This window comes from Paenarthrobacter sp. 2TAF44 (assembly GCF_052114885.1).
Taxonomy (GTDB): Bacteria; Actinomycetota; Actinomycetes; order Actinomycetales; family Micrococcaceae; genus Arthrobacter.
Genome location: NZ_JBFRFP010000011.1, coordinates 74,700 through 101,211, shown reverse-complemented (window position 1 = coordinate 101,211; position 26,512 = coordinate 74,700). Strand labels below are relative to the sequence as shown.

Below are 26,512 nucleotides of genomic sequence, written 5' to 3'. Positions count from 1 at the left end.
CATGCAGCCGACATCCGGTACGGCGCCGGCCCCGGACCTCCCTTCGCCCCCGCTTTTTGGGAGCAGGTCGATCGCCGAAGTTTTTACCAGTGCTGCCGCCAGCATGGGCATCCCCGGATTTGCCAACCAGCTTCACCTGCCTGCTGCGCCGCGTGTCTGTGTGGTCCTCGCCGATGGCCTGGGCCGCAGCCTGCTCAAGCAAAAGGCTTCGCACACACCGTTCCTGCGTTCCCTCCTGTCCAGCGGACAGGGCAATGTCCCCAACTGGATTGATTCCGCTTTTCCCAGCACCACGGCAGCTTCCCTGGCCAGCCTGGGAACAGGGCTTCCCGCCGGGCAGCACGGCATGGTGGGCTATGACGTCCTGGATCCTTCCCAGGACAAAGTAGTGAACCTGCTGGGCAACTGGGACGCCCATGTGGACCCTGCGCTTTGGCAGCCGCACGCTACCGTCTTCGAACGCATAGGGGCCGAAGCCGACGTCGTTACTGTGAGCCTCCCGCAGTTCGGGAATTCCCCGATGACCCAGGCTGCCTTGCGTGGCAGCCGTTTCGTGGGCGGCACGAGCCTGCATGCGCGCACAGCCGCCGCAGCAGAGGCAATGGCCGGCGGTGGCCGTTCCCTGATGTACTTCTACGTCAACGAATTGGACAAAGCAGGTCACCGCTACGGCTGCCAGTCCGACCGCTGGGAACACCAACTTGAAGAGCTCGACTCCACTGTCAAGAGATTGTCCGCGACCCTGCCGCCGGGAACCACGATCGTGCTGACCGGGGATCACGGAATGTTGGACGTTCCCGAGTCCCAGCGCATTGACTACTCAGCTGATGCTTCACTCGTCGCCGGGGTCCGCCACACTGCAGGGGAACCCCGCATGGTTCATCTTTACCTTGAGCCCGGCCTCCCGGACACGCACCGCGAGTTGCTCATCTCCGCCTGGCGGGCAAGGTTTGGCGAACGCATCTGGGCTTTCACCCGTGAACAGGCGATAGGCGCAGGGCTGTTCGGCGACGTCCAGCCGGACGTGGCGCCGCGCATTGGCGACGTCATGATCGCCGCCAGGGATACCCTTGCCCTTTACGACACCCGCAGGGTCCGTCCGGCATCGTTGGAAGTAGTCGGCCAACATGGTTCCCTGACGAAGGCGGAACGCGAAGTGCCGTTCCTTTGCTTCCCGGCAGCCGGTAAAAAGGGCAAACGTGGCTGAACTCGTCTTCTTCTCCGGCACCATGGACTGCGGCAAGTCCACACTGGCTTTGCAAATGGACTACAACCACCGTGCTCGGGGCAGGGGCGGGGTACGGTTCAGCTGCAACGACCGCGCAGGTGATTCGACGATTTCCAGCAGGTTGGGCCTGAAGACAGACGCCGTTGAAGTCCATGCGGACACGGACTTCTGGGATGAAGTAGTTGTACGCCGGACCAGTGGGCTCCGCGTGGATTACCTGATCTGCGATGAAGCCCAGTTCTACTCCGCCGCCCAGGTGGAGCAGTTGGCACGCCTGGTGGATGAGATGGACGTGGACGTCTTCGCGTTCGGGATCACCTCGGACTTTCGAACCACCCTGTTTCCCGGCTCCCAACGTCTGATCGAACTCGCCGACAAAGTACAGGTGCTCCAGGTCGAGGCACTGTGCTGGTGCGGGCGTCGCGCAACTCAAAATGCCCGAACGGTGGACGGCATCATGGTGGTGGAAGGGGACCAGGTCATGGTCGGCGATGTCGCACCCCAGACAGCCGGCGACGCCCCGGGCGTGAACGATCAAATTACCCCAGGGGAAGCTGGCGGCCATGAACCCGTGGTGGTGGGCTACGAGACCTTGTGCCGACGCCATTACATGCGCCGCGTGACAGCCCACGGCGCCAACCTCATGGCTGGGGGAGACCCGACTCTTCCGTTCGACGTCGATGCCTGCCTATGGCCGGGAGCCGGTTCCGGCAGTGGCTCCGGCTTGACGCGTAGCTAGGGCTGGTCGCCGCGCCAGAGGTTAGTCGCCACGCCAGAGGTTAGTCGCCGCGGGCGCCGAAGACGATCTCGTCCCAGCTGGGGATGCTGGACCGTTTTGGACGCGAGGGCTGGCGCTCTACGGGCGCCTCAGCATCCTTGTGCGTGTTCCGGTCCCCGGCCTCGAGGGATGCCGTGTCCTGTGCGGCTGTCTCTGTACGGGAGGCAGCACGATCAGTCTGTGTTTGCGGGGATGTGGCTCCGCCAAGCAGTTCGTCCAGCCCTGCCCGTTGCATCTGGTTGGTCGCGGAATCGATTCGATCCGCATCTTTGGGCTCAGGAGCGCTGGCCGCCCCCGGCTTGCGCTCGGTTAAGGAAGTAACGGGCCGCAATGGGCTTGCCACAACGGTGATTTCGCGCGTCTCCGTGCTGACGCCGTCATGGAGTTTCAGCGAGTCGTCGTCGTCCGTGTCATGGTTCCGGGGCGCCAGGCTCAGCCGGGACAGCATGGACGGACGTCCATCCTTCCGCGTTGGCTCAGCCGCAGGGGAAGCTTGCGGTTCTGGGTGATCCCCGGCGGGTTCCTCGGCCGGCTGCTGATCTTCCCCGCCAGAACGCGGGTGGGCGGCCGGAACGTTGCTGAGCAGGACGGCCAAGGCGTCATCGCCGTCTTCGTCCACGCCCAGGCGCTGCCCACGGCGTGAGCGGAGCATTTCCAAGAGGCTGTCGGATTCCTTCGCAGACGCGCGTGCCGCGGTTTCGGCGTCGGTCTCGAAGTCGAAAGGACGATCCGAGACGGCGGCAAGCCGGCGTGCAGGAACGGGTCCGTCCAAGGGCTCCAGTTCACTGAGCTGCTGAGCCCAGCGGTTGGCGTTCTGCAGGGATTTCCGCTGCGGACTGAACGTCCACATCGCCGGTGGCTCCTCGCCGATGCTTCCGTGCGTACCGGGAACTGCATCAAAGCGGGCGACGACGGTCCAGGAACCATCGGAACGGCGCCAGGAGTCCCATTCAACCGTTGAAGAATCGATGCCGTGCGCCGACAGGCGGTGGGCCACCATTTCGCCGAGCGTCGCTGGGTTGTCGCCAAAGGCAGAGCGGTAGATGTCATGGCCAGGGGCCGGGGAAGCTACTTCAATGTTTCTGGCCTGCTGCGCAACGTACTCACGCTCGGCAAGGACAGGGCCCTCGTAACGTTGCACGTTGGCAAGGGGCAGCCCGGACAACTCCGCCACTTCGGCCGCCGTGGCTCCACTGCGGATTCTGGACTGGATATCCCTGGGGGACATGGCAATCGGGGTGTTTGACGCCCGCGCAGCGACCTGGGCGGGTGTCCGGCTCGTCGCGGCACGAAGTGCCTCGTCGATCGGAAGCTGGAACATCGCACCGCCGGGTCCGCTCAGGAGCAGATGCCCGCCGTCGTCGTGGACGCCTACCAGCCGTAGATCCTGCATAACACCCTCCACCACATGGCATAACTGACATTCGAAACTCTGCCACCCCCGTTGCCCTTTTCCTACTAGGACAAAGGGCGTGCCGTGATATTCCGGCGAAAGAGTCAGATTACAGGGTGGATCCTTCCCAGCCATCCGAGCCCAATTTGCCGCCTCTGGACAATCGCTGGGCAGGGGAGGACAATCTGGCCGATATCGGGCACAAATCCGGGGCGTCCGGCGTTACACCCTTAGACCGGCGGCGGGCACGAAATCCGCCAGGCCGGAATCCTACCCGGAGCAAGTACGACAGGATGAAGAAGGACCATGGCCACGGATTACGATGCCCCTCGAAAGACCGAGGAAGACGTCAGCGAGGACTCGATTGAGGAACTCAAGACGCGCCAGTCGGGGAAGCAATCCTCCGCGGTGGATGTCGATGAGACCGATCTTGCCGATGGCTTCGAGCTCCCGGGAGCAGACCTCTCCGGCGAAGAGCTCCTGATTCAAGTCATGCCACCACAGCCTGACGAATTCACATGCTACAACTGCTTCCTTGTGAAGCACCGCTCCCAGATTGCCACTGAGAGGGACGGGCACCTGTACTGCACGGAATGCGAGAGCTAGCAGTACCGGCGACTTCAGGAGCTACCTAAGGGGAGCGGCTACCGCGCGCCCAGGGCAGCGACGAGTTCGTCCGGGTGGCGCGAAGAGACCAGCCAGTAAGGCGTTCGATCGGCGGGATCGGTGATGTCGATTTTCACCACGGCATCGACCCACCCGCGGAAGCACATGTAGGCAAGGCCGTTGAGGCGGGTTCCACGTTCGGCGGTGGCCTCGTCTTTTTTGAAGGCCTCGGCGGTGCCGACGAATTTGCGGTCGATAGTGGCGCGTCCCACCCGAAGGCTGTCCCGCGTAACGGTGATGGTAGGTGTTGTAACCACCAGCAGGGTGGTCATGACGGCCAGAAGCACCAGGGCGGCGATGACGCCCGCGGCGGCACTGATGGGCGCGAACATCAGGATTCCAGCGCTCGACAGGCCCACGACGACAACCCAGATCCAGATGGTCGGCCATAATTTCTCGGTGAACAACACCTCGGAGGCGGAGGGAGTATTCCGGGCAGGCATGGGGGCGGACTGGTCAGACGTAGGCATGGGTCCAGCTTATCGGCCCTTGGGCCGGCTATCTGCCCGGAGTGCCCGCATGGATGTGCCCCACGTAGAATGGTCCACTGTGAGCAACGAGACCGCAGTATTCAGTAATGACACCACCGCAGCGTATGGCACGCCCACTTTGGACGTTCAGCTGAAAATGCTCGACGCCGGACTGGAAGCGCCGTCCTATGCGCACCCAGGCGATGCTGGCGCGGACCTCCGGGCCCGCGAGGACGTTAAACTTGCCCCGGGCGAGCGGAAATTGGTTCCTACGGGCGTTTCAATTGCCCTCCCTGACGGGTTTGTGGCACTGATCCACCCGCGGTCCGGCCTCGCGACCAAGCATGGCCTCACGGTTGTCAACGCACCCGGAACTGTGGACGCAGGTTACCGCGGCGAAATCGCCGTCACGCTGCTGAACACAGACCAAAACCACGCCATTGAGCTCAAGCGCGGCGATAGAATTGCCCAAATGGTGATTCAGCGCGTCGAGTACGCGCGCTTCGTGATGGTTGATGATCTATCCGACTCCGCCCGCGGTACGGGCGGCTTTGGTTCCACTGGCGGATTCAACGCACCGGTGGCCTGATAACCCACGGGGTTGCGGTTTACTTGGGGATAGACCACTACTAAGGAGACAACCCAATGCTTTTTGGGCGCGGCAAAAAGTCCAAGGCCGAGCGGCTGGAAACCGCTGGCACCGTCGAGGAAAACGACGCGGCTGAGGCAACAACCCCTGCAACCGGCGCGTCCGGTACCAAGGGTGATTTCCGGCTTGGCAAAGGTCCTTGGGACATCGATGAGATCGAGGATCGCGACGGATACGTGGATCTCGGCGCACTGCTGATCGCACCCGCCGATGGACTCCAGTTGCGGCTGGAAGTGGAAGAAGCTACTCAGCGCGTGGTGGCAGTGACCATGGACCTGGCAGGGTCAAGCCTGCAGCTCCAGGCCTTCGCCGCTCCGCGTTCGGAAGGCCTGTGGGACGAGATCCGCGAGCAGATTGGCCAATCCGTAGCAAGCCAGGGTGGCGAGACAGAAGAAGTATCTGGAACGTTTGGCACAGAACTCGTCGCCAAGCTCCCCGCCGAAGCTACTGACGGCAGCCGGGGTTTCCGGGCCGCCCGCTTCATGGGGGTGGACGGTCCCCGGTGGTTCCTGCGTGGTGTCCTCGGCGGCGAAGCTGCCCTGGACCGGGACGCCGCGGCAGGCTTGGAGGAGCTCTTCCGGCGCGTGGTTGTTGTACGCGGCGACAATCCGATGCCGCCGCGCGAACTGTTGCAGCTGCGTCTGCCCAAGGATGCTGCCGCCCAAGCCCCAGCTCAGGCCCCCGCTGAAGCTTCCGATCCCGCTGCACAGCAAGGTGGTCCCGCCCTGCACCAGCCGGAGCGGGGACCGGAGATCACCCAGATTGGCTGATACGCCCGGCTTGCCAGGATCCGCCGGGCAGCAGTCCCAGCAACACGGCGTCCGTGATCTCCCTGCCCGCGGCAGGGCCACCTGCACTGGATTCATCGAATCTGTCACGTACCAGCCGCCAAGTGAGCAACCCTTCTTTTCGGCGATTGTCGTGGACGCGCTGGAGCACAGTTCCCAACCATCAGTGGGTGGCGGGGGCGTGAAAAGGCCGTATGCACGGTTGCGCGTCATCTGGTTGGGCAGGAACCGGGTACCAGGTATTGAAGCAGGAGCGGAGTTGCGCTTGAACGGCGTGGTGACACATAAGGATGGCCTGCCTGCGATGTTCAATCCACGCTACGAAATACTTTCCCGTCAGGAGCACTTATGACAGTGGCCAATGGATCAGAACCTAAGGATCCGGCGCAGCCTACGACCGGCAAGGGTGAAACCACTGGCACAGGGGCAGCCAGCACACCGGCAAGCCAAAGCCCGGGCGTCGCCGACCTGGCTGCCGGCTATGCAGAAAAAGCGGGGCTTCAGCGCAACAGCGCCGGCCATGTGGACATGTTGAAGTCTGCCGGGGGAGTGCAAGGCATCGCGGAGAGTATCCTGCCGGGCCTCGCTTTCCTCGTGGCCTTCACCATTAGCCGCGATTTAACGGTTTCCTTGGTCGCGGCGTTGGCGACGGCAGCAATCTTCACCGTTGTCCGCCTGATCCAACGGCGCCCGTTGACGCAGGCGCTTGCCGGTGTGGTCGGCGTCGGGATTTCTGCTTGGCTGGCCAACACCACGGGGAAGGCTGAAGACTTCTACGTTCTGGGCTTCTTCACCAACATTGCCTATATTGCGGGCATGGTGCTGTCCATAGTGCTCAAGTGGCCTATCGCCGGCTTGCTGTTTGGTTTCGTCCGCAACGAGGGTCTCGAATGGCGCAAAGACCCGGAACGCCTGCGGGCGTATCAGCTTGGCACGTGGATTGTTGTGGCGGTGCTTGCGCTGCGGCTGGTGGTGCAGGTTCCCCTGTACTTCCTGGGTGAGCCAGGCTTGACGGCGTTGGCTACCACCCGGCTCCTCATGGGTGCACCGCTTTACATCCTCGGCCTTTGGGTGGCATGGCTTGTTACCAAGCCCGCACCTCAACCGTCGAAGCCGTCGTCCTCCGCCTGATCAGTAACGCTGGCATCGCCGTCGCGGGGTCCTTGGCCCGCCATTGAGGCTGGTGACAACAGGGCCCGCAGTCCGTCCTCTGCCTGGATGGTGGTGACGAAGAACAGTTCGTCGCCACCATCGAGGACATCGTCCCGGCTTGGGGTGATGGGTGCCTGATCACGCAGGATGGCTACCAGGGTGGCGTCTTCGGGCCACTCAATGGCGCCCACTGTGCTCCCAATGACGTGGGAGTCGTGGGGAACGGTAAATTCCACGATCGAGGCGACGCCGGTCTGCAAAGTCAACAGCCGGACGATGTCGCCGATTTCCACGGCTTCCTCAACCAGGGCAGTCATTAGCTGCGGAGTGTTGACGGCCACGTCCACGCCCCAGGAGTCATTGAACATCCAGTCGTTCTTGGGGTTGTTGACACGCCCAACAGTGCGCCCTACGGCGAATTCCGTCTTGGCCAGCAGGGACACCACGAGGTTCACTTTGTCATCACCGGTAGCGGAAACCACGACGTCGGCATCCTCAAGTTTGGCGTCCTGAAGTGTGCTGAGTTCGCAGGCATCGCCCACCAGCCAGCGCGCACCCCGAAGGCCGCTGCGGCCAATGACTTCAGGCTTGAGGTCGATGAGCAGGATTTGATGGTTGTGGGCCAGGAGCTCACGGGCAATGGACGAGCCGACGCTGCCTGCGCCAACGATGACAACTTTCACTAAGACTCCTTGGCCGGTGCTTTGGCAAGGACCCGGCTGATCTCCGAAGTCCTGTCCAGGCTCAACATTGCGTGGACGGTATCGCCCTCCTGATAGGCCGTGCCTGGCAGAGGCAGGAGGCCCTCACCGAAACGCGTCAGGAAGGCGACACGGATGCCTGCGGCAGCTTCAATGGACGTCACGCTATGGCCAATCCATCCCTCGTGCAGGTCCACTTCCGCCAGGACGAGCCTGCCGGATGGCTCCCGGTAATCGCCGGCGAGATGCTGCTCCGGAAGGATACGCCTGAGGACCTGGTCGGCGCTCCAGCGCACCGCGGCTACGGTGGGAATGCCGAGGCGCTGGTAGATTTCGGCGCGTCCGGGATCGTAGATGCGGGCCACGACGTGTCCAACATGGAATGTCTCCCGTGCCACACGGGTTGCCAGGATGTTGGAATTGTCACCACTTGAAACAGCGGCGAATGCGTAAGCCTCTTCCACTCCTGCCTGCTTGAGTGTGTCCCTGTCGAAACCTACGCCGGTGACCTTGCGGCCGGTAAACGTGTTGCGAAGCCGACGGAACGCCCGCTCGTCCTGGTCGATGATGGCCACCGAATGGCCGGCGTCTTCCAAAGTATGTGCCAGGGTTGCGCCAACACGGCCGCAACCCATGATCACGAAGTGAGCCACCGTGTCTCCTTATGTGTGTTTACCGTGTCGCTGCGTATGACTTTACCGGTGCGCTGGACGTAAGTCGGAGACCGCCGTCATGACATCGCTGGGGATTCAGAGTAGTTTTGCGAAAGTGTTGACAATACTGAATGCTGCGAAGCGTGTGTTGGTGGGCCGGCCAGTCCGGAATGACCGCCTATCCCACACCCTCTTGCCCAAGCGCATCGCTTTGCCGATCTTCGCCTCGGATGCCCTGTCTTCGGTGGCCTACGCACCGGATGAAATCCTGCTGACCTTGGCTCTCGCGGGTGTGAGCGCGGTAGCGTTCTCCCCCTTTGTTGGGTTGGCAGTGATGGTGGTGTTGCTCACAGTGGTGGCCTCTTACCGCCAGAATGTGCACGCCTACCCGTCGGGCGGAGGGGACTATGAGATTGCCAACGTCAATCTGGGCAAGTACGCCGGGCTCACCGTTGCTGCTGCGCTCCTCGTGGACTATGTCCTGACCGTTGCAGTGTCGATGTCCTCTGCCGCTGCATATCTCACCACGGCGATCCCTTCGTTGCACGGCCAACAGGCGATGATCGCGACTGTGGGCGTGATCATTCTCGCCTTGGTCAACCTGCGAGGCATCAAGGAGGCTGGCACGGTCTTCGCCGTGCCCACCTACATTTTCATGGCCTCCATCATTGGCATGACCCTCGTGGGCATCTTCCAGGCCATTACGGGACAACTGGGCCAGGCGGCGTCCGCCAACTTCACCATCGTGCCGGAGGCCGGCTTCGACGAAGGCCTCGTTGGCCTTGCCGGTGCATTCCTGTTGCTGCGTGCCTTTTCCTCGGGTGCTGCTGCCTTGACGGGTGTGGAGGCGATCAGCAACGGCGTGCCCAACTTCCGGAAGCCCAAGAGCAAGAACGCTGCCACCACCCTGTTGTTGCTCGGCGCGATCGCGGCGGCCATGCTGGCCGGCATCCTTTACCTCGCCAACGCCACGAAGGTGCACATTGTTTTGGATCCCGCCAAGGAGTTCCTCCTTGATGGCAAGCCGTTGCCGGAGGGCTATATCCAGAACCCGGCCATCAGCCAGATTGCGGACACCATTTTTGGGGCCGGTTCCATCCCCTTTTACATAGTGGTGGCTGCCACCGGCGTCATTCTCGTGTTCGCTTCCAACACCGCATTCAACGGCTTCCCTGTGCTGGGCTCTATCCTGGCTCAGGACGGTTATCTGCCCCGCCAGCTCCGCACCCGCGGCGACAGGCTGGCCTTCAGCAACGGCGTGCTGGCCTTGGCTGCCGGTGCGCTGGTCCTCATCCTTTCGTTCAACGCTGATGTCACCAAGCTCATCCAGCTGTACATCGTGGGGGTCTTCATTTCCTTCACCGCCAGCCAGCTTGGCATGGTCCGCCACTGGGGCCGCGAACTGAAACTCGCGCGGGACAAATCGGTACGCCGCAGGATCATCAAATCGCGGACCATCAACATGGTGGGTTTCGGCATGACTGCGCTCGTCTTGGTCATCGTGCTCATCACCAAGTTTGAGCAAGGTGCCTGGATCGCACTTCTGGCAATGTTCGTGCTGTTCCTCATCATGTGGAGTATCCGGGCGCACTATGACAATGTTGCCAAGGAGTTGGCTGTTGACGAGGATTCATCGCCACGCGCGCTGCCTACCCGTGTCCACGCCGTACTGCTTGTTTCCCACGTCCGCAAACCTGTATTGCGGGCCCTGGCTTACGCCCGGGCGTCGCGGCCCTCGCGACTGGATGCGATTACCGTGGACATCAACTCCGAAGAGACAGAACATACCGTGCGGGATTGGGAGAAGCTGGAAATTCCAGTACCGCTCACCGTACTGGCCAGCCCCTACCGTGAGACCGTGACTCCCATCATGGAGTACATCAAGAACATGCGACGCGACTCACCCCGGGACTTGATCGTGGTGTACATCCCCGAGTACGTCGTGGGCAAATGGTGGGAGCAGTTGGTTCACAACCAGACGGCACTCAGAATCAAGACGCGGCTCCACTTTGAACCTGGAGTCATGGTTGCCAGCGTTCCGTGGCAGCTGAAGTCCTCCGAAGAAGCAAAGGCACTGCAGGATACACAATGACCTCCCACAGCATTTCCCCCCTCACTGACAACAGCGGAGGCCAAGGTACGCCCGGCACCGAACTGACCGTTGACGTTGGCCCTGTCGCACACGGCGGGCATTTCGTAGCACGCCATGAAGGCCGCGTCATCTTCGTACGCCATGGCATTCCGGGGGAGAAGGTCCGGATCCGATTGACCGACTCCGGCGACTCGTCGCGCTTCTGGCGTGCCGACGTCGTCGAGGTCCTGGAAGCCTCGCCGGACCGCGTGCCGCACTTCTGGAAGCCAGCCGATTCGCTGGCGGCCTGGCAGCACGGGAATCCACCCGTGGGCGGCGCCGAGCTCGGCCACATTTCCCTGCAACGGCAGCGTGCCCTGAAGGCCGAAGTGTTGTCCGAGCAACTCAAGAGACTCGCGGGCCTGGACCTCGCGGTCGAGGTTGAGGGCGTGGGTGCCAACGACGACGGCGGACTCGGCTGGCGTACGCGCGCCAGCTTTGCTGTCACACCCAAGGGACGGCTGGGAATGCATGCCCACCGTTCGGACGCCGTGGTGCCCATACGGGAGATGCCACTGGCGCTCTCCGGAATCAACGACCTCAAGTTGTGGGACCTTGATCTCAGCGGGATAGCACGCGTAGAAGTGGCGGCGCCAGCCAATGGCTCCAGGCCGCTCGTGTTGCTGGCGCCAGAGGAAACAACCAGTCCCAAGCGGCTGCACAGCATCCTTTCGCAGTTGCCGCACGATGTCTCCGTAGCCAGCTTCGATCCCGGCAAGGGACAAGTACTGCAGCTTCGGGGACGGACCTGGGTGCAGGAATCGGCGGCAGGGCATGAATACCGGGTGACGGGCGAAGGCTTCTGGCAGATTCACAAAGACGCGCCGCAGACGTTGGTCAACGCGGTGACCGGCTACCTGGCAGGTGGAGGGTATCTCCAACCCGGTGCTGCGGTGGCGGACCTTTACGCTGGTGCAGGCTTGTTTACGGCACCCTTGGCTGATGCGGTAGGCGTCACGGGTTCGGTATTGTCCGTTGAGGGATCGCCTGGCACCAGCCGTGATGCCCGCAAGAACCTGCACGGAGAATCCCATGTGGAGATCGTGCAGGGGCGAGTGGAGCGGGTATTGCACCAACGCCCCCGGAACTTCGATTCCCTGGTCCTGGACCCGCCGCGCGTGGGGGCTGGAAAAGCAGTGGTAAACCAACTCATGGCCTCACATCCCCGCGCAATTGCCTATGTGTCCTGTGATCCGGCTTCTTTTGCACGTGATCTGGGTTACTTCCAGCAAGGCGGTTGGCGCCTGGAGTCGTTGAGGGCGTTCGACCTGTACCCCCACACGCATCACTTGGAGACCGTCAGCCTCATCGTTCCCGCCGGTTAGGCGTCTATCGCCCGCCGCGCCACCGGATGGCGGGCGATTCGTGGAGGGTGCCGCGCTGGGTGCAACTGCCTGCGGCAGTGCTTCAACATGATCGATGCCACTACGATGGGCATAGTAGTCCCACATAGCAGCCCCACTCCGCGTAGTTCCGCGGGGGATAGGGGTTGACCAACTGAGAGTGCCGCCCGGCTAAGTAAGGTGCGCCTAACTGGCTAGCGGCCAACCACGCGACAAAGATGAAACTGTTGCGAGAGGAGTCCTGCCATGAGCACTGTGGACAGCTTCGGTTCCAAAGGCGTACTGAATGTAGCCGGCACCGATTATGAAATTTTCCGGTTGAACTCCGTAGAGGGCGCAGACAGCCTTCCGTTCAGCCTCAAGGTATTGCTTGAAAACCTCCTGCGGACTGAGGATGGCGCCAATATAACGGCTGACCACGTCCGCGCCCTGGCCGGTTGGGACCCCAATGCGGAGCCCGACACGGAGATCCAGTTCACCCCGGCCCGAGTCATCATGCAGGACTTCACCGGCGTACCCTGCGTTGTAGACCTCGCCACCATGCGCGAGGCCGTTAAAGAACTTGGCGGCGACCCCAAGCGCGTCAACCCCTTGGCGCCAGCCGAAATGGTCATCGACCACTCCGTCCAGATCGACGCCTTCGGTAACTCCGGCGCACTGGAGCGCAACATGGAGATCGAATACCAGCGCAATGGTGAGCGCTACCAATTCCTGCGGTGGGGCCAGACGGCCTTTGATGACTTCAAGGTTGTCCCCCCGGGAACTGGCATTGTCCACCAGGTCAACATCGAGTACTTGGCCCGCACGGTCATGACCCGTGAGATCGACGGCGTGCTTCGTGCCTACCCGGACACCTGCGTTGGAACCGACTCCCACACCACCATGGTCAACGGCCTGGGCATCCTGGGCTGGGGCGTCGGCGGCATCGAAGCCGAGGCTGCCATGCTTGGCCAGCCCGTCTCCATGCTGATTCCCCGCGTCGTGGGCTTCAAGCTCAGCGGCAGCATCCCGGCCGGCGCCACCGCAACCGACGTTGTGCTGACCATCACCGAAATGCTGCGCAAGCACGGTGTTGTTGGCAAGTTCGTGGAGTTCTACGGTGAAGGCGTTGCCGCTGTGCCGCTGGCAAACCGCGCCACCATCGGAAACATGAGCCCGGAGTTCGGCTCCACGGCCGCCATGTTCCCGATCGACGATGTCACCTTGGAATACCTGCGCCTGACTGGCCGGTCCGAAGAGAATGTCGCCCTCGTGGAGGCATACACCAAGGAACAGGGCCTCTGGCACGATCCTTCCCGCGAACTGCGCTTCTCCGAGTTCCTCGAGCTGGATCTGTCCACGGTTGTTCCGTCCATCTCCGGCCCGAAGCGTCCCCAGGACCGCATCGAGCTCACGGATGCCAAGGAGCAGTTCCGCAAGGACATCCACAACTACGTCGCCATTGAAGATGGCAGCGTGGACGAGTCATTGGACGAATCGTTCCCGGCTTCGGATGCTCCGTCCTTCACGCATGCTGATTCGCACACCACGGAGACGGCACGTGTTGCTTCCGCTGCCAACGGCGCCCAGGGCCGCCCGTCCGCTCCGGTGCACATCAAGACCGCTGACGGCCGCGAGTTTGAGTTGGACCACGGTGCAGTATCGATCGCCTCGATCACTTCCTGCACCAACACCTCCAACCCGTCTGTCATGTTGGCTGCAGCCCTCCTTGCACGCAACGCTGTTGACAAGGGCCTGACGTCCAAGCCGTGGGTCAAGACCTCTGTGGCTCCGGGCTCGAAGGTCGTCACCGACTACTACGAGAAGTCCGGCCTGACCCCGTACCTGGAGAAGCTCGGCTTCTACATCGTGGGCTACGGCTGTGCAACGTGCATCGGCAACTCCGGCCCGCTGGAGCCGGAGATCTCCGAAGCCATCCAGGCCAACGACCTCTCCGTGACGGCTGTCCTCTCGGGCAACCGCAACTTCGAAGGCCGTATCAACCCGGACGTCAAGATGAACTACCTGGCTTCCCCGCCGTTGGTCATCGCTTACGCCCTGGCCGGTTCCATGGACTTCGATTTCGACACCGATGCCCTGGGTACGGACTCCGAGGGCAACGAAGTTTTCCTGAAGGACATCTGGCCGAACCCCATCGAGGTGCAGGAAGTCATTGACTCCTCCATCGACAAGGCTATGTTCGCCAAGGGTTACGAGGGCGTCTTCGACGGCGACGAGCGCTGGAAGGCACTCGACACCCCGGCAGGCGATACGTTCGCCTGGGCCGAGGACTCCACCTACGTGCGGAAGCCCCCATACTTCGAAGGCATGAAGGCGCAGCCGGATCCCGTCAAGGACATCGCGGGTGCCCGCGTGCTCCTGAAGCTTGGCGATTCCGTCACCACGGACCACATCTCCCCGGCTGGCTCCTTCAAGTCGGACACTCCGGCGGGCCAGTATCTCCTGGCCAACGGCGTGGAGCGCAAGGACTTCAACTCCTACGGCTCGCGCCGTGGCAACCACGAAGTCATGATCCGCGGTACCTTCGCCAACATCCGCATCAAGAACCAGCTGCTGGACGGCGTCGAGGGTGGCTTCACCCGCGACTTCAGCCAGGAAGGTGCACCGCAGGCCTACGTTTACGATGCCGCACAGAACTACCAGGCTGCGGGAACGCCGCTGGTTGTCCTTGCAGGTAAGGAATACGGTTCGGGATCGTCCCGTGACTGGGCAGCCAAGGGCACTGCGCTCCTGGGTGTCAAGGCCGTCGTTGCCGAGAGCTACGAGCGCATCCACCGCTCCAACCTCATCGGCATGGGCGTTCTTCCCCTGCAGTTCCCCGCTGGCGAGTCTGCAGCAACGCTGGGCCTGACCGGTACGGAGACCTTCTCGGTTGAAGGCGTCACGGCGCTGAACAACGGCACCACGCCAAAGACGCTCAAGGTGACAGCAACGGCCGAGGACGGCACCTCCAAGTCCTTCGACGCGGTCCTCCGCATCGATACCCCGGGTGAAGCGGACTACTACCGCAACGGTGGCATCCTGCAGTACGTGCTTCGGCAAATTAGCGGTTCTTGAGCTGATCAGCTCGGATACCAGAGGATCTGGTCGCTGACTCGCTTTCACCGGCGGTCACACTAGGGTCTCGCATAAGTGCCCCGTCAGGCTTCGGCCTGGCGGGGCACGTGTGCTTTGTCGGTCCGACTTCGCGCTACGCGGACGCGCCGCCCAGCGGGAAAGGCTCGCCTGGTGCGAGTACGCGGATGCGCTTGGGGTTGACCACGACGTCCCACAGCGTGTCCGGGTCGGCGTTGAACGGGGAAAAATCGGGGGAGTCCACCGAGCCCCAGTGGTGCAGGATCAGGTCTGCGTCCGGGTAGGCATTGGCCATCTCGACCGCGCCGTCGAAGGTGAAATGCCACTCGCTGTCCGAGAAGTCGAACAGTAGCGCGTCCGGGGTCGGCATGGTCAGATGGTGTTCGCGGATCAGCCGTGAGTCCCCTGGTGCCCAGATCACGCCGTCACGGGTCTCGATCCAGAAGCCGCACGAGTCCTCATCGCGGAAGGTGCGCTGCCCCGGCTTGGGCGCGGCATTCTGCCAGGCATGGTCCGCCGGTGTGACCGTGACCCGTACCCCGCCGATGGAGAAGGCGTCGCCGGTGCCGTGGCCTTCGGCGGGCATGCCCAGTTCCTGCATCAGATCGGAGACGTAGCGCGTCGAGTGGAACCGTTGGGTGACTGCATTCAAGGCATTACACGTCGGCACGCTGAAGTGGTCATTGTCCGCGTGAGTGACCAGGATCCCATCGACTCGGGGGACGTCTGCCGCCCGGAGCGGGAAGTCGATGAGCACAGGCATGTCAAAGTCCTGGAGCAGCGGATCGACCATAATCAGCGTCCCCCGTGCATTGATCAGAAATCCTGCCATGCCGAGCCAGTAAAGGACGGTACCGTGCGGGTTATCGAAGGCCTCAGCACGAATTGGCATAGTTTTCGGGGCCATGGCCTGCCCGCGGGGGCTGTGCCGGAGCGGTGGGTGCGAATGGTTCATCATGTCTCCTTGGGTCTATTCTGCGGTGCAATGGGAGTGGTCGCTGTTCACTCCGGCGACCGAGCATGAAATCAGCCATAAGATCTTGCACGGCCTCAACCATGTGCTCACCGGAGGCAGTTCCGCAGCCAACGGAACGGGCGGCAGCAATGAGAGGTGTAGTGCCGTGTCCCGAGACGACGTCGCCGACGAACATTGAGGAGGTCAGCAATGAGCGATCCACCGGCAACGGGTCTTTGTCTCCCATCCCCAGAGGGGTCGCGTTGAAGACCAGGTCGAAGCCCGTTGGGTCGGCCGTCCCGGCACGCGCGCGGCCAGGATCCATCATCTCCAGCAGGTCCAGTAAACCGCTCACGCGCGACAGGTCGGCGTCGTGGAGCACGAGCTCCCGCACCCCGGCTTCGATGAGGGCGATTGCGATCGCACTGCCCGCGCTTCCGGTACCCACTAGCAACGCTCGTGAGCCGTGGATGGTCGCGCCGTGGTCCTGCTGCGCCTTGACGAACGCGAGGCCGTCGAGCATGTCCCCATGCCAGGTGCCGTCCGGGTTGCGACGCATGACGCTGACGACGCCAGAGCGGCCCGCACGGTCGGTGCTGGTGGAGCAATAGGTGAAGGCGTCGTGCTTGTGCGGCATCGTGACCAGGATCCCGTCGACGTTCGGCGTTGCTGCGAGTCCGGCCATGACGGCATCGAGTGCGCCCTCTGGTACTTGCATCGGTACGCAGATCCCGTTATGGCCGCGCTCGGCGAAAGTCCGCGTGAGCCATATGGGGGACTGCACGTGCGTGATGGGGTCTCCGATGATGGGAAACAAGCGGGTGGCTCCGCTGAGATGTTGCGGCGTCTCTGCTGTTCCGTCCGGGATCCATGTGGTCATGGGTGGTTTCTCCTTCTCGGTAGGGGTTTCCCCGCCGCGTCGGGTGTTTCGCGTGTATTGAGCCCGGTGTCAGGCGTCCTCGACGACGTTCTTCAGCACGGTCGTCGCGCCCATCCCGTTGGGCCAGCCGGCGTAGAAGGAAAGGTGCAGTAACGCTTCCTTGAGCTCCTTTTCTCCTTCGTCGTAGTTGCTCGAATGCCTCTATTCCATCCCCACTGCGGCAGGGGAGGGGAGTCTCCAGTGAAGGGTGTACCAGCGGGGACTCCCTCCAAGCCAGTGGCCCGAATAGCGTTGTCTGCATGAACACCAAGGACGAAGCACGGGAGTTCCTCATATCCCGTCGGGCGAACATCAGCCCCGAGCAGGCCGGACTGACGGTCTCGGGGCACCGTCGCGTCGCGGGCTTGAGGCGGGGGGAGGTTGCGATGCTTGCGGACGTGAGTCCGGAGTACTATGCCAAGATCGAGCGAGGCAACCTCGCCGGGGTGTCCGACTCCGTGCTGGAGTCGGTCGCACGGGCCCTGCAGCTCGACGATGCCGAGCGCGAGCACCTTTTTGATCTCGCACGGGCCGCAAACGGAGGCGCGCAGCACGTGCGCCGGCGCAAGTCGAAGACATGGGTGGCGCGGGATAGCCTGACCCGTGCGCTGGACGTCATCGTGAACGGTCCGGCGTTCGTCCGCAACGGACGGATGGACATCTTGGCGACCAACGCCCTGGGTCGCGCCTTCTATGACGAGGTCTTCGACGGACCCGGGCAGGGGAACCTCGCCCGGTACTGCTTCTTCGACGAACGCGCAAAGACGTTCTACCCGGACTGGGAGGCGGCGGCCGACGTCACCGTGGCGATTCTGCGCACGGAGGCCGGTCATGATCCTCGTGACAAGCAGTTGCATGACCTTGTCGGTGAACTCTCCACCCGCAGTGACGCGTTCCGTACGCGGTGGGGTGCGCACAACGTCCGCCGCCACGGCTCGGGCACGAAGGACTTTCACCACCACGAGGTCGGCGACCTCACCCTCACCTACGAAGGACTCGAGCTGACCGCCGAGCCGGGGCTTTCGTTCCTCATTTACACCGCCGAGCCCGGTTCGCCGAGCGATCAACGGCTGCAGTTGCTGGCAAGCCTCGCCGCCACCGTAACCGCGACGCCGTCGCACCCCGTACTCGGCGACACCACCACCACGAAGGACTGATCATGCAGACCAGAGCACTGGGCCAGGGGCTTGAGGTCTCCGCGATGATCGTGCCGATCCCCGGCACATGGCTTACGTCAACCGCTGGACGGAACAAAAGGAAAAGCAAAATGACTGACAACGAATTCGACCAGATCTTCCCGCTCGGGGAAAAGAACGACGCCTACGCCCAGTACTTCATCGGCCAGAGTTATCTGGCCCCGCTCGCCTCGGGGAGTGTTCCGGTCAGCAACGTCTCCTTCGAGCCGGGATGCCGCAACAACTGGCACATCCACCACGGCACCGATGGTGGAGGAGACCAGATCCTGATCTGCACTGCGGGCAGCGGCTGGTACCAGGCAGAGGGCACCGAGCCGATCAGCCTGGAGCCCGGAACGGTGATCCACGTCCGGGCCGGCACGAAGCACTGGCACGGTGCGAAGGCCAATTCGTGGTTCTCCCACCTTGCTTTCATCACCCCGGGCGAAGGCGTAAGCAACGAATGGCTGGAGCCCGTCACCGACGAGGTGTACGGCGCGCTTCCGACCAACGGAGAGAACGCTTGAGCATCCTGAACGAGAGCTACACCCTGTCCACCGGCATCGAGATCCCGAAGCTGGGGCTCGGCACGTGGTTCATCAACGATGACGAGGCAGCGGGCGCGGTCGCCGCGATCGACGTCTACAGCGGCAAGTGACGCAGGAGGACCAAGTAGCATGACTGCGTGGAACCGGTGACGCCGTCACGTCCTCCGATCGTCCGGCGATCTGGACGGCTTGACGTGACTCATATCACCTGACATGATGATTTCTGGTTCTTTCGAGACCTGGGTATGTAACTCGCTTCGGGCGAGGCAAGGCTCAAGCTCTGCGACCTTCATCGGTCAACCGGCTTGGGCCTTTTTCGTGCCCTGATACAGGATCACCTGAAACAGCTCAAGCCGCGTTGCCTCACACCCCGCCCAATGAAGGGCGGATCTGAGAATGCGAGGAAATCATGAGCAAGCAATACGCTCCCTTAGCCGCAGACATAGTGCGGCTCGTTGGCGGCAAAGCCAACATTACCGAGGCCTACCACTGCCAGACCCGGCTTCGTTTCGCCCTAAAGGATGAATCCGCCGTCGCGCTGGACGAGCTGAACGCCACTGAAGGCATCGTAAAAACCCTCTCCAAGGGAGGGGTCTTCCAAGTGGTGGTCGGCATGCACGTCAAGGAGGTGTTCAACGAAGTGGAGCGCGAGCTCGGCGATTTGTCTGTCAACGCCAAGGACGACGGCGGCGCAGCCAAGGTCAAGCGCAAAAACGTGGGCAGCGCGGTGATCGAGTTCGTCTCCAGTGTCTTCCAGCCCCTCATCCCAGCATTGTCTGGAGCTGGTATGGTCAAGGCGCTCCTTGCCCTGCTCGTAGTGCTGAATCTCGTGTCCCGGGAATCTCAGACTTACGCTTTGGTCAACCTTTTCGCAGATGCGGTGTTCTACTTCCTCCCCGTGCTGCTGGCTTTTAGTGCGGCTCAGAAGTTGAAGATCAGCCCGATCCTGGCAGCCGCGGTCGCTGCCATGATGCTGCATCCCAACTGGGTCGCCCTGGTGACGAAGAAGGACCCGGTCACCTTCTTCGACATCTTGCCGTTCCCCTTGGTCAACTACTCGGGCGCGGTCATTCCGATCATCTTGGTCGTGTTCGCCCAGTACTACGTGGAGCGTGGTCTGACCCGGGTGGTTCCGAAGTCCGTGAACCTGGTGTTCGTGCCTATGCTGACGTTCCTGATCATGGGTACCCTGGCCCTCGGTGTGCTCGGACCCATCGGCAGCATTCTGAGCGGCTACCTGGGTTCCTTCTTCACATTCCTGAGCACCAACGCCGCCTGGGCCCCGGCCCTGCTGGTGGGTGCGACCCTTCCGGTCATGGTCATGTTCGGCCTGCACAACGGCATCGCCCCGCTCGGTGTCGTCCAGCTCGCCCAGACGGGCAAGGAAAGTATTTTCGGCCCCGGTGCACTGGTCTCCAACATCGCCATGGGCGCGGCCTCCCTGGTCGTCGCTTTCCGCACCAAGGACAAGAAGACCCGTCAGATTGCCACCGCAGGCGGCATCACCGGCCTGATGGGCATCACCGAACCGATTCTCTACGGCATCGCCCTGCCCAAGCGTTACCCCCTTATCGCGGCCATGATCGGCGGTGGCGCGGGCGGCCTGTACGCGGGCTTGACCCAGACGCACCGCTTTGCCACCGGCTCCTCCGGCCTGCCCGCCGTTCTGCTGTACATCGGTGACAACACGCTGGTGAACATGATCAACATCATCATCGCCCTGGTCATCTCCGCCGTCGTCTCCGCCGTGCTGACCTTCATCCTCTCGTTCAAGTTCGAAAAGCCCGCCGTCGAAACGGCCTCGGCAGCGGACGACGATGCGGCCCCGTCCGTCCGTCGCCCTGCTGCCAAGGAGACCGCCGCCGTCGCCGGTGGCACAGCAACTCTGGTGCGGACCGAAACCATCGAATTGGCAGCGCCCTGCGCCGGCACCGTTGTTCCGTTGGCCGAGGTCAGCGATCCGGTCTTCGCCTCCGGAGCCATGGGTCCGGGCGTCGCCGTGGAACCGTCCGAGAGCGTCATCGTCTCCCCGGTGAGCGGAACAGTAGCCGTGGCCATGAAGACCGGCCACGCCTTCGGCATCAAAACCGACGACGGCATAGAGGTACTGGTGCACGTCGGCATCGACACGGTGACCATGAAGGGTGAGGGTTTCCACGGCGCGCTGGAACGCGGGACACGCGTGGAGGCAGGGCAGCCGCTCGTCACGGCCGACCTGGAAGCCATTCGCGCCGCCGGCCATCCGGCCACCGTGCTGGTGGTCGTGACCAACGGACCCAAGGACGCACCGGTGGAGCAGCTTGAAGGCGGCTCCGTGGTGGCAGGCGCGGCGATCGCCGTCGTCGGACGCTGACCAGGAAGCCACGAAAGGAACCGCAGAATGCAGCACGAGCAGCTCACCCCGTTCCCTGAGGACTTTCTCTGGGGAGCCTCCACCTCCGCCTATCAGGTGGAGGGCGGCTGGGACGCCGACGGCAAAGGCCCGTCCGTGATCGACATCCACATGCACAGGCCGGACGGCGTCACGGACTTCACCGTGGCGGCGGGCCACTACCACCGCTACGCCGAGGACGTGGAGTTGTTCTCTGAGATGGGTCTGAACGCCTACCGCTTCTCCATCGCATGGACCCGGATCATCCCGGACGGCGACGGCGCGGTGAACCCGGCCGGCGTAGCGCATTACCATCGGGTGATTGACGAGCTCCTGGCCAACGGCATCGAGCCTGTCGTGACCATGTACCACTTCGACCTCCCCGCAGCGCTGGACGCCAAGGGCGGCTGGTCGGAGCGGGCCACCATCGACGCCTTCGAGCGTTACGCCCGGGTACTTTTTCAGGAGTATGGCTCCAAGGTGAAGTACTGGCTCACCATCAACGAGCAGAACATGATGATCCTGCACGGTCGCGCCATCGGGACCACCGGACGCAGTGGCCAGGTGGGAGGAAAGGAGCTCTATCAGCAGAACCACCACATGTTCCTGGCGCAGGCGCGGGCCATGGTGCTCTGTCATGAGCTGCTGTCTGAGGCGAAGATCGGGCCGGCCCCGAACATCGTGTCCGTCTACCCGGCCACCTGCGCGCCGGAGGATATCATCGCGGCGGATGACTGGGATGCCATTCGCAACCTGCTCTATGTGGACCTGTCCGTCCGGGGCAGGTACCACAATCTGGCGTGGGCCTACCTCTGTGCCAAGGGCTGGGAGCCGGAGATCCTGGATGGTGATCTTGAGCTGCTGGCTGCGGCCAAGCCGGATTTCCTCGCGTTCAACTACTACTCGACTCAGACGGTCGGTGCGTCCCGTGGGGACTCCTCGGACATCCAAGTGCGGGGCGGGGACCAGCAGATCGTGCGGGGCGAGGTGGGCCTCTACCGTGCGGTGAAGAATGAGCATCTGCCCGTCAATGCCTTCGGCTGGGAGATCGACCCGGTGGGGTTCCGCACCACCATGCGCCGGCTCTGGGACCGCTATCAGCTGCCGCTCATCATCACCGAGAACGGGCTGGGTGCCTTTGACGAGCTGGTGGACGGCAGAGTGCGGGACGATTACAGGATCGAGTTCCTGCGCCTGCACCTGGAGCAGATCCGGCTGGCCATCAGCGACGGCGTGGACGTGTTCGGCTACTGCCCGTGGACGGCGATCGACTTGGTGTCCACGCATCAGGGCATCTCCAAGCGGTACGGCTTTATCTATGTGGACCGCCCGCTGGGGTGGGGTGCGGGGCAGAATCCGCCCCGCACCACCACCATGATTTTTTGACGGAAGGAACGGTGAGACGTGCAAGTCAAGCGCGTGCTCAACAACAACGCGGTGCTGGCGGTCGATGTCGACGGCAAGGACCTCGTGGTGATCGGCCGCGGCCTCGGGCACGGCCGCAGGCCAGGTGACGAGATCTCCCGCGAGGTGGCGGATCAGGTCTTCGTTGCGGCGGAGAACGCCAATCTGGAACGGCTCGCCCGCTTCCTGGATGACATCCCCCTGGACTGTCTGAATGCAGCCGGCGAGGTCGCGGAGCTGGCGCAGAAGCGGCTCGACCTGCGGGTCAGCCAAGCCCTGGTGGTGCCGCTCGCGGATCACCTCAGCTTCGCCGTCGAACGGCTGCAAGAGGGGATCCCCGCCCAGTTCCCGCTGGTCTGGGAGGTCTCCCAGCTTTACCCGAAGGAGCTGGCCACGGGACGCGAGGCGTTGGGCCTGGTGGAGGCGTCGCTGGGGGTGAGGCTGCATGACGACGAGGCGGTGGCCCTGGCCATGCACTTCGTGAACGCTCAGTTCGCCACGCCCGGCATGGAGAAGGCCATGCAGATGACTGGTGTCATCGCGCAGGCATTCGCGCTGGTGGATAAGACTTTCGGCTTCACCGTGGACCAGCAGTCCATGAACGCGGCACGCTTCGTCACGCATTTGAGATACCTGTTCAGCCGAGTCGCCTCGGGCAAACAGATCTCCGAGAAGTCCTCCGTGCTGGTGGACGCGATCATTCAGAGCCACCCGGAGGCCGTCGTGTGCTCCGCCAAGATCCAGTACCTCCTGGAAATGGGACTGGACACCAGCCTCACCCGGGACGAGGTGGCATACCTGGCCTTGCACGTCGCACGCCTGGTAGCGGACGTGAGTGAATACCGCTAGAGCCCGGATGCGCCGTTCCCCGCGGAGCCGGGGCTGTTGGCGTTCCCCGGACGCGTATTCGTTCCCCACACAGGCGCGAAAATGTTGGCCCCGGGCACGCGCTAAAGTTAACAAGCACGTCATTCACCCTAAGGAGGGCCGTTGGGACTCTTGGAAACCATCAAGGATCCACAGGACCTGGCCAAGCTGTCCGGCCAAGAGCTGGAACAGCTGGCCGGCGAGATCAGGGACTTCCTGATTACCAACGTAGCCGCTACCGGTGGACACCTGGGTCCCAACCTCGGCGTCGTCGAGCTCACGCTTGCCGTACACCGCATCTTCGAGTCTCCCCGGGACAGCGTTGTCTTTGATACCGGGCACCAGTCCTATGTCCACAAGCTCCTCACGGGCAGGCAGGACTTCAGTACGCTGCGCCAGCAGGGCGGCCTCTCGGGTTACCCCGACCGCGCCGAATCCGAGCACGACATCGTCGAAAGCTCCCACGCTTCCTCGTCCTTGTCCTGGGCGGACGGCATTTCCCGCGCCCGGCAGTTGACCGGCGAAGGCGATCGGTTCGTCGTCGCGGTTGTAGGTGACGGTGCCCTTACTGGTGGCATGACCTGGGAAGCAATCAATAATATTGCCGCTGATAAGCGGCGCCGCGTGGTGATTGTGGTCAATGACAACGGCCGCTCCTATGCACCGACTGTGGGCGGTTTTGCCGACTACCTGGCATCGCTGCGCCCCACCATCGACACTTTGCGGACCACACCGGCCTATGAGCGGATGCTTGACTGGTGGAAGAAGAAGCTCCAGGACGGCGGTCCGGTAGGCCAGTTCACCTACAAGAGCCTGCACGCCATGAAAAAGGGCATCAAGGACTGGTGGGCGCCCCAGGGAATGTTTGAAGACCTGGGCATGAAGTACATCGGTCCGGTGGACGGACACAACCTCCAAGCCATGGAGCACGCTCTCAGCACGGCCAAAGCCTACGGTGGCCCGGTGATCGTGCATGCCATGACGGAAAAGGGCCACGGATATGCTCCCGCCCTTGCCAACGAGGCCGATCAGTTCCACGCTGTGGGAATCATCGATCCAGAGACAGGTGAGCCGACCGAAAGGCCCGGCGCCAGGTCCTGGACCTCGGTCTTCGCCGAGGAAATCGCCGACATCGCTGATGAGCGTCCTGACGTTGTCGGCATCACCGGGGCAATGCTGATACCCGTTGGTCTGCACAAGTTTGCGGAGCGCCATCCTGAACGCGTTATCGACGTCGGTATCGCCGAACAGCATGCGCTCACGTCTGCTGCCGGGATGGCCTTCGGTGGCCTGCACCCGGTGGTGGCGGTTTATGCAACCTTCCTGAACCGTGCTTTCGATCAGCTCTTGATGGATGTCGCACTCCACAAGGCGGGGGTCACCATTGTCCTGGACCGTGCAGGCGTCACAGGACCGGACGGTCCCAGCCACCACGGCATGTGGGACATGGCGATGGTCCAGATTGTCCCAGGACTCCATTTAGCCGCTCCGCGCGACGCCACCCGGCTCAGGGAAGAACTGCGCGAGGCGGTCGCCATCAATGACGCCCCCACCGTGGTGCGGTTCTCCAAGGGCAGCGTCGGCTCTGAAGTGGAGGCCATTGAGCGGCTCCACGACGGCGTGGATATCCTGGCACGCCGTCCCGAGGGTTCCACCGAAAACGACGTCCTCATTATCAGTGTTGGCGCGATGTCCGAGCTCGCCCTGGATGTCGCCGGCCGCCTTGGCGCCCAGGGAATCAGCTCAACGGTGGTCGATCCCCGCTGGCTTCTGCCTGTCCGCAGATCAATCATCGCCCTTGCCGCCAGGCACCGCCTGGTCATCTGCATCGAAGACGGCGTCCGCGCCGGCGGCGTGGGTTCACGCATCCGCCAGGAAATGCGCGCAGCCGGCGTTGATACGGCTTTGAACGAGGTCGGCTTGCCCGTTGAGTTCCTGGTGCACGGATCCAGGAGCCAGGTCCTGGAGCGCGTCGGACTGACGGCACAGAAGATAGCCCACGACGTCGTAGCGCAGGTCCTGGGGACAAAAGTCCCCTTTGCGCGGCCTCTGCCAGGTCAGGAACACCCCACCACCGGCAGTCTGCCCAAGCTGTGAGCCCCGATCGCGAGCCGGGCTCCCTGCAGCCCGGCGACCTCGTGGTGGCGAGAAACAGGAAGTGGAACGGCAAGGCGCACTGGGTTGTACCCGGCCGCTACTTGGGTGAGGACATCCACGGCTGGTGGATTTTCCAAGGCGCGGGGGAGTTCTGTTCTCGTCCCGGTGCTGCCTTCTACACAGCCTCGGATGCAGTCCTGCTGGTACCGCGGACCGGCGAATTCGTGGCCACTTTCTATGACGTCACCTACCCGGGTGACTTCCGGATCTACGTAGACCTGGCAACCGGTCATGGATGGAACACCATCAGGCCAGGCGTTACCGAGTTCCACATGATCGATATGGACCTGGACGTCATCCGATCCACCCTTCACGGTGTGTTTGTCGATGACGAGGATGAGTTTGAGGACCACAGGGCAGGCATGGGATATCCCGCAGAAATCGTGGAAACCATGCGTGCGGAGTGCGCAGCCCTTCGTGAGGGAGTGGAGGCCATGAAGGCTCCATTCGACGTCGAGGGCACCAGCAACACCAGTGCAGAGTGGTTCAGGAAAGGACGAACATGAGCGGCATTATCCGCGCATACAAACGCGACGACGAGGGAGTACTTCACTTCCGTGAAGCCTGGTACGACGACGACGACCACCAGTTCGTGATCAATCACGGCGTTGTGGGCCACCAAAGCAAGACCGATGAAACAGACGTTGACGACGACACTTCGGTAGACGGTTTGATGGCGGCTTTCGCTGCCCAGTGTGAAGAGGACGGATACGCCGAGATCCCGGAGTCCGAGCAGTTCTGGGTGGTTGCACAGTTTGCGCTGAAGACCAAGGACGGCACTGAACGTGACCGTTACTTTGAGCGCAAGGCAAAGGCCGCGCTCACGGGCGAACTGGCTTGGCGAGGACTGGGAATCGTGGACCGCACGGAGATCGGAAACTCGCGTCTGAACGTTTTTTGCCTGTGCCCGGATGTCAACAAGGCCGTCAATGCCATCAAGATCTGCGTTCGCAATGAGGACCTGGATTTCACCAAGCTCTCCATCGCAGCGGCTCCGCACAGCGACCCCACCGCATTCCGCGTGAAGCACTCGCCCAAGCAAGGTGTGGGCTTTACCCTCTAAGTAGGACCTAACGCACTCAGGAGGGA

At 62.7% G+C, this 26,512-nt stretch carries 25 protein-coding genes; 19 read left to right on the top strand and 6 right to left on the bottom strand.

What is annotated here, in order from left to right; genetic code table 11:
• The first annotated feature begins 1 nt into the window (after window position 1).
• Window positions 2-1,207, top strand: a complete 1,206-nt coding sequence (locus tag AB4Z15_RS12530; RefSeq protein ID WP_442017538.1) for an alkaline phosphatase family protein — start codon at window positions 2-4, stop codon at window positions 1,205-1,207.
• Window positions 1,200-1,967 carry a thymidine kinase gene (locus tag AB4Z15_RS12525; protein WP_442017537.1) on the top strand — a complete coding sequence of 256 codons (768 nt, stop codon included), beginning with the start codon at window positions 1,200-1,202 and terminating at the stop codon, window positions 1,965-1,967. The genes AB4Z15_RS12530 and AB4Z15_RS12525 overlap by 8 nt, the downstream gene beginning before the upstream one ends.
• Window positions 1,968-2,007: 40 nt before the next feature.
• On the opposite strand, the gene sepH is transcribed toward AB4Z15_RS12525, so the two are convergent.
• On the bottom strand, window positions 2,008-3,399 hold the full coding sequence (gene sepH, locus AB4Z15_RS12520; RefSeq protein ID WP_442017536.1) for a septation protein SepH: 1,392 nt from the start codon (window positions 3,397-3,399) through the stop codon (window positions 2,008-2,010).
• 306 nt (window positions 3,400-3,705) lie between these two features.
• On the opposite strand from sepH, the gene AB4Z15_RS12515 reads away from it, so the two are divergent.
• Window positions 3,706-4,005, top strand: a complete 300-nt coding sequence (locus tag AB4Z15_RS12515; protein ID WP_216923072.1) for a DUF4193 domain-containing protein — start codon at window positions 3,706-3,708, stop codon at window positions 4,003-4,005.
• Between the two features lie 38 nt (window positions 4,006-4,043).
• On the opposite strand, the gene AB4Z15_RS12510 is transcribed toward AB4Z15_RS12515, so the two are convergent.
• The gene (locus AB4Z15_RS12510; RefSeq protein ID WP_442017535.1) at window positions 4,044-4,535 is read right to left on the bottom strand and encodes a DUF3093 domain-containing protein; all 492 of its coding nucleotides are present in this window, start codon (window positions 4,533-4,535) and stop codon (window positions 4,044-4,046) included.
• A gap of 79 nt (window positions 4,536-4,614) precedes the next feature.
• Between AB4Z15_RS12510 and dut the strand changes: the two genes are divergently transcribed.
• From dut to AB4Z15_RS12490, 4 genes are read left to right on the top strand one after another with little or no spacing between them, the layout of a single operon-like run.
• Complete coding sequence (gene dut / locus AB4Z15_RS12505) at window positions 4,615-5,124, top strand: dUTP diphosphatase (protein WP_442006503.1); 510 nt, start codon at window positions 4,615-4,617, stop codon at window positions 5,122-5,124.
• Window positions 5,125-5,180: 56 nt separating this feature from the next.
• A complete protein-coding gene (locus tag AB4Z15_RS12500) occupies window positions 5,181-5,954 on the top strand; it encodes a DUF3710 domain-containing protein (RefSeq protein ID WP_442017534.1) in 774 nt (257 codons plus the stop codon).
• Window positions 5,947-6,324, top strand: coding sequence for a hypothetical protein (locus tag AB4Z15_RS12495; RefSeq protein WP_442017533.1), 378 nt, complete (start codon window positions 5,947-5,949; stop codon window positions 6,322-6,324). The genes AB4Z15_RS12500 and AB4Z15_RS12495 overlap by 8 nt, the downstream gene beginning before the upstream one ends.
• The gene (locus AB4Z15_RS12490; protein ID WP_442017532.1) at window positions 6,321-7,103 is read left to right on the top strand and encodes a DUF3159 domain-containing protein; all 783 of its coding nucleotides are present in this window, start codon (window positions 6,321-6,323) and stop codon (window positions 7,101-7,103) included. The genes AB4Z15_RS12495 and AB4Z15_RS12490 overlap by 4 nt, the downstream gene beginning before the upstream one ends.
• On the opposite strand, the gene AB4Z15_RS12485 is transcribed toward AB4Z15_RS12490, so the two are convergent.
• Both AB4Z15_RS12485 and AB4Z15_RS12480 read right to left on the bottom strand, forming a co-directional pair.
• Window positions 7,073-7,807: a potassium channel family protein gene (locus AB4Z15_RS12485; RefSeq protein WP_442006507.1), complete on the bottom strand. Its 735-nt coding sequence runs from the start codon at window positions 7,805-7,807 to the stop codon at window positions 7,073-7,075. The genes AB4Z15_RS12490 and AB4Z15_RS12485 overlap by 31 nt on opposite strands.
• Window positions 7,807-8,478, bottom strand: coding sequence for a potassium channel family protein (locus AB4Z15_RS12480; RefSeq protein WP_442017531.1), 672 nt, complete (start codon window positions 8,476-8,478; stop codon window positions 7,807-7,809). Before AB4Z15_RS12480 ends, AB4Z15_RS12485 begins: the two co-directional genes overlap by 1 nt.
• A gap of 115 nt (window positions 8,479-8,593) precedes the next feature.
• On the opposite strand from AB4Z15_RS12480, the gene AB4Z15_RS12475 reads away from it, so the two are divergent.
• From AB4Z15_RS12475 to acnA, 3 genes are all read left to right on the top strand, one after another.
• The gene (locus AB4Z15_RS12475; protein ID WP_442006509.1) at window positions 8,594-10,570 is read left to right on the top strand and encodes an APC family permease; all 1,977 of its coding nucleotides are present in this window, start codon (window positions 8,594-8,596) and stop codon (window positions 10,568-10,570) included.
• Window positions 10,567-11,934, top strand: coding sequence for a class I SAM-dependent RNA methyltransferase (locus AB4Z15_RS12470; RefSeq protein WP_442017530.1), 1,368 nt, complete (start codon window positions 10,567-10,569; stop codon window positions 11,932-11,934). Before AB4Z15_RS12475 ends, AB4Z15_RS12470 begins: the two co-directional genes overlap by 4 nt.
• A 264-nt stretch (window positions 11,935-12,198) precedes the next feature.
• Window positions 12,199-15,009, top strand: a complete 2,811-nt coding sequence (gene acnA, locus AB4Z15_RS12465; RefSeq protein ID WP_442017529.1) for an aconitate hydratase AcnA — start codon at window positions 12,199-12,201, stop codon at window positions 15,007-15,009.
• A 133-nt stretch (window positions 15,010-15,142) separates the two neighbouring features.
• Here the strand turns inward: acnA and AB4Z15_RS12460 are convergent, their stop codons facing one another.
• Window positions 15,143-15,919 (bottom strand): MBL fold metallo-hydrolase, encoded by a 777-nt coding sequence (locus AB4Z15_RS12460; protein ID WP_442017528.1) that lies wholly within the window; start codon window positions 15,917-15,919, stop codon window positions 15,143-15,145.
• Window positions 15,903-16,862, bottom strand: a complete 960-nt coding sequence (locus AB4Z15_RS12455; protein ID WP_442017527.1) for a shikimate dehydrogenase family protein — start codon at window positions 16,860-16,862, stop codon at window positions 15,903-15,905. The genes AB4Z15_RS12460 and AB4Z15_RS12455 overlap by 17 nt, the downstream gene beginning before the upstream one ends.
• A gap of 299 nt (window positions 16,863-17,161) precedes the next feature.
• Between AB4Z15_RS12455 and AB4Z15_RS12450 the strand changes: the two genes are divergently transcribed.
• The 9 genes from AB4Z15_RS12450 (at window position 17,162) to AB4Z15_RS12410 (ending at window position 26,486) form a co-directional block, all read left to right on the top strand.
• Window positions 17,162-18,058, top strand: coding sequence for a helix-turn-helix transcriptional regulator (locus AB4Z15_RS12450; RefSeq protein WP_442017526.1), 897 nt, complete (start codon window positions 17,162-17,164; stop codon window positions 18,056-18,058).
• Window positions 18,059-18,168: 110 nt separating this feature from the next.
• Window positions 18,169-18,603 carry a cupin domain-containing protein gene (locus AB4Z15_RS12445; protein ID WP_442017525.1) on the top strand — a complete coding sequence of 145 codons (435 nt, stop codon included), beginning with the start codon at window positions 18,169-18,171 and terminating at the stop codon, window positions 18,601-18,603.
• Window positions 18,600-18,734, top strand: a complete 135-nt coding sequence (locus AB4Z15_RS12440; protein WP_442017524.1) for a hypothetical protein — start codon at window positions 18,600-18,602, stop codon at window positions 18,732-18,734. Before AB4Z15_RS12445 ends, AB4Z15_RS12440 begins: the two co-directional genes overlap by 4 nt.
• Before the next feature lie 299 nt (window positions 18,735-19,033).
• Window positions 19,034-20,977 carry a beta-glucoside-specific PTS transporter subunit IIABC gene (locus AB4Z15_RS12435; protein WP_442017523.1) on the top strand — a complete coding sequence of 648 codons (1,944 nt, stop codon included), beginning with the start codon at window positions 19,034-19,036 and terminating at the stop codon, window positions 20,975-20,977.
• A gap of 27 nt (window positions 20,978-21,004) precedes the next feature.
• Entirely contained in the window at window positions 21,005-22,381 is a 1,377-nt protein-coding gene (locus tag AB4Z15_RS12430) for a glycoside hydrolase family 1 protein (RefSeq protein WP_442017522.1), read from the top strand.
• Window positions 22,382-22,399: 18 nt separating this feature from the next.
• A complete protein-coding gene (locus tag AB4Z15_RS12425; RefSeq protein ID WP_442017521.1) occupies window positions 22,400-23,248 on the top strand; it encodes a PRD domain-containing protein in 849 nt (282 codons plus the stop codon).
• A 141-nt stretch (window positions 23,249-23,389) separates the two neighbouring features.
• On the top strand, window positions 23,390-25,363 hold the full coding sequence (gene dxs / locus AB4Z15_RS12420) for a 1-deoxy-D-xylulose-5-phosphate synthase (RefSeq protein WP_442006512.1): 1,974 nt from the start codon (window positions 23,390-23,392) through the stop codon (window positions 25,361-25,363).
• On the top strand, window positions 25,360-25,929 hold the full coding sequence (locus AB4Z15_RS12415; RefSeq protein WP_442017520.1) for a DUF402 domain-containing protein: 570 nt from the start codon (window positions 25,360-25,362) through the stop codon (window positions 25,927-25,929). Before dxs ends, AB4Z15_RS12415 begins: the two co-directional genes overlap by 4 nt.
• A complete protein-coding gene (locus tag AB4Z15_RS12410; RefSeq protein ID WP_442017519.1) occupies window positions 25,926-26,486 on the top strand; it encodes a hypothetical protein in 561 nt (186 codons plus the stop codon). Before AB4Z15_RS12415 ends, AB4Z15_RS12410 begins: the two co-directional genes overlap by 4 nt.
• Window positions 26,487-26,512 lie beyond the last annotated feature (26 nt).

Excerpts from the sequence above, each read along its gene's own strand:
- AB4Z15_RS12530 (WP_442017538.1), top strand. The coding sequence starts at position 2 with ATGCAGCCGACATCCGGTACGGCGCCGGCCCCGGACCTCCCTTCGCCC.
- sepH (WP_442017536.1), bottom strand. The coding sequence starts at position 3,399 with ATGCAGGATCTACGGCTGGTAGGCGTCCACGACGACGGCGGGCATCTG.
- AB4Z15_RS12515 (WP_216923072.1), top strand. The coding sequence starts at position 3,706 with ATGGCCACGGATTACGATGCCCCTCGAAAGACCGAGGAAGACGTCAGC.
- AB4Z15_RS12510 (WP_442017535.1), bottom strand. The coding sequence starts at position 4,535 with ATGCCTACGTCTGACCAGTCCGCCCCCATGCCTGCCCGGAATACTCCC.
- AB4Z15_RS12500 (WP_442017534.1), top strand. The coding sequence starts at position 5,181 with ATGCTTTTTGGGCGCGGCAAAAAGTCCAAGGCCGAGCGGCTGGAAACC.
- AB4Z15_RS12490 (WP_442017532.1), top strand. The coding sequence starts at position 6,321 with ATGACAGTGGCCAATGGATCAGAACCTAAGGATCCGGCGCAGCCTACG.
- AB4Z15_RS12470 (WP_442017530.1), top strand. The coding sequence starts at position 10,567 with ATGACCTCCCACAGCATTTCCCCCCTCACTGACAACAGCGGAGGCCAA.
- acnA (WP_442017529.1), top strand. The coding sequence starts at position 12,199 with ATGAGCACTGTGGACAGCTTCGGTTCCAAAGGCGTACTGAATGTAGCC.
- AB4Z15_RS12460 (WP_442017528.1), bottom strand. The coding sequence starts at position 15,919 with ATGCCAATTCGTGCTGAGGCCTTCGATAACCCGCACGGTACCGTCCTT.
- AB4Z15_RS12455 (WP_442017527.1), bottom strand. The coding sequence starts at position 16,862 with ATGACCACATGGATCCCGGACGGAACAGCAGAGACGCCGCAACATCTC.
- AB4Z15_RS12450 (WP_442017526.1), top strand. The coding sequence starts at position 17,162 with ATGAACACCAAGGACGAAGCACGGGAGTTCCTCATATCCCGTCGGGCG.
- AB4Z15_RS12445 (WP_442017525.1), top strand. The coding sequence starts at position 18,169 with ATGACTGACAACGAATTCGACCAGATCTTCCCGCTCGGGGAAAAGAAC.
- AB4Z15_RS12435 (WP_442017523.1), top strand. The coding sequence starts at position 19,034 with ATGAGCAAGCAATACGCTCCCTTAGCCGCAGACATAGTGCGGCTCGTT.
- AB4Z15_RS12430 (WP_442017522.1), top strand. The coding sequence starts at position 21,005 with ATGCAGCACGAGCAGCTCACCCCGTTCCCTGAGGACTTTCTCTGGGGA.
- AB4Z15_RS12410 (WP_442017519.1), top strand. The coding sequence starts at position 25,926 with ATGAGCGGCATTATCCGCGCATACAAACGCGACGACGAGGGAGTACTT.